The sequence below is a fragment of the Elstera litoralis genome (assembly GCF_000963705.1).
In the GTDB taxonomy this organism is placed as follows: Bacteria; Pseudomonadota; Alphaproteobacteria; order Elsterales; family Elsteraceae; genus Elstera; species Elstera litoralis.
This window is the reverse complement of sequence record NZ_LAJY01000456.1, coordinates 1-1,710: the sequence shown is the minus strand read 5'-3', so window position 1 is coordinate 1,710 and position 1,710 is coordinate 1. Positions and strand designations below refer to the sequence as shown.

General features: G+C 58.9%; 3 protein-coding genes and 1 pseudogene. 2 read left to right on the top strand and 2 right to left on the bottom strand.

Annotated elements, in window-relative coordinates; genetic code table 11:
• A partial coding sequence (locus VZ95_RS25790) for a calcium-binding protein (protein ID WP_045776698.1) occupies window positions 1–396 on the top strand: 396 nt, incomplete at its 5' end.
• Window positions 397–567: 171 nt separating this feature from the next.
• Window positions 568–792, top strand: a pseudogene (locus VZ95_RS15695) (type II toxin-antitoxin system Phd/YefM family antitoxin); the annotation flags it as partial.
• Here VZ95_RS15695 and acpS read toward each other — a convergent pair.
• Both acpS and VZ95_RS15685 read right to left on the bottom strand, forming a co-directional pair.
• Complete coding sequence (gene acpS / locus VZ95_RS15690) at window positions 776–1,195, bottom strand: holo-ACP synthase (protein ID WP_045776697.1); 420 nt, start codon at window positions 1,193–1,195, stop codon at window positions 776–778. The pseudogene VZ95_RS15695 and the gene acpS overlap by 17 nt on opposite strands.
• Window positions 1,195–1,710: amino acid--tRNA ligase-related protein (locus VZ95_RS15685; RefSeq protein WP_045776696.1), on the bottom strand; the 516-nt coding region annotated here is incomplete at its 5' end. The genes VZ95_RS15685 and acpS, both read right to left, overlap by 1 nt.

Sequence of the window (1,710 nt, the reverse complement as noted above, 5' to 3'; positions counted from 1 at the left end):
GGAAACGATACATACTATCTCGGGCGAGGTAACAACGATGTACGGGCAGGAGACGGTAACAACCTGATTGTCGTCCAGGAATATTTCACTGGCGTCACCAATGACTATATCGAAACCGGATCGGGGGATGATGCCATTTCTACCAGCGACGGTAACGATACAATTTCTGCTGGCCTCGGAAACGATACAATCTCCATCGCCAATGCCGCAACCCTCACCCTCACCTACACCGGCGGTCTCGACACCGTCAGCGGCACCGTCGCCGCCCTTATCCTCGACATCGACCCCGCCGCCACCATCGATTTCTCGGCGGGCTACCTCGTCGCCACTATCGACGCGGCCAATATCCTCACCGTGACCGGCATCACCGATATCGCCCAGGTGACGTTCATCTAACCTACGCAAGCGCCCTGCTCGCCTTAACGCGGGGAGGATCATTACGCAGTCGGCGGTCATTCTTGCGGGGGTGGCCGCCGTTCTTATTTGGGCTTGAGGTCTTCCCCTAAACTAAGTTAGCTAAATAAACTTAGTTTAGGGGAAGACCTCAAGCTTACCGTCAATGTCAACGACGCCAAAACCCATCTCTCCCGCCTCGTCGAGGCGGCCGCGAAGGGCGAGGCTTTTGTGATTGCCAAGGCGGGGAAACCTTTGGTGCGGGTGGAAGCGCTTGCCTCCCCAACCCGTCCGCGCAAGCGGTCGCTGGGCTTTCTCGCGGGGCAGTTTACCGTCCCGGCGGATTTTGATCGCTTGGCCGAAGCGGAAATCGCGGCGCTGTTCAGCGTTTCGGAATGAAACTGCTGCGAGCCACCCCATAAATCATCACAATCGCCTGGGCCAGCGGATATTCATCCGTCAGGGTCAGGTGAATATCGGCGGTCATCCCTTCCGGGGTGATCGCCGTTAGTCGTTCGAGCGCCCCGCCCGTCAGCCGCAGCGTTGGCCTGCCGCTGGGAAGATTAATCACCACCATGTCGCGCCAGAACACGCCGTGGCGAAAACCGGTGCCCAGCGCCTTGGCGCAGGCTTCCTTGGCGGCGAAGCGTTTGGCGTAGGTGGCGGCGGGGTGCGCGCGCCGTTCGGCCTTCGCTTGCTCTTCTGGCGCGAACACCCGGTCGCGAAAACGGTCGCCGAAGCGCTCCAGCGACCGTTCGATGCGACGGATGTCGCAGAGATCGTTACCGATCCCGATAATCATTAGCTTTTGGTCTGCTTGGTCAGGGGAATATCGATTTTAATCGATAGTTCCTTGAGCCGCGCCGGATCGACCGGGCTTGGGGCCTGCATCAGCAGATCTTCGGCCTTTTGGTTCATCGGGAAGCAGACGACTTCGCGGATATTCGGCTCGTCGGCCAGCAGCATGACCATCCGGTCAACGCCCGGGGCCGAGCCGCCGTGGGGCGGTGCGCCGAATTTGAAGGCGTTGAGCATGCCGCCGAAGCGGGCTTCCACGTCTTCATTCTTATAGCCGGCGATTTCGAAGGCCTTATACATGATTTCCGGCAGATGATTCCGGATCGCGCCCGACGAGAGTTCGATGCCGTTGCAGACGATATCATACTGATAGGCATTGATCGTCAGCGGGTCTTGGTTCAGCAGCGCGTCCAACCCGCCTTGCGGCATGGAGAAAGGATTGTGGCTGAAGTCGATCTGCCCCGTGTCTTCGTTCAGCTCGTACATCGGGAAATCGACGATCCAGCAGAAGTTGAAGAC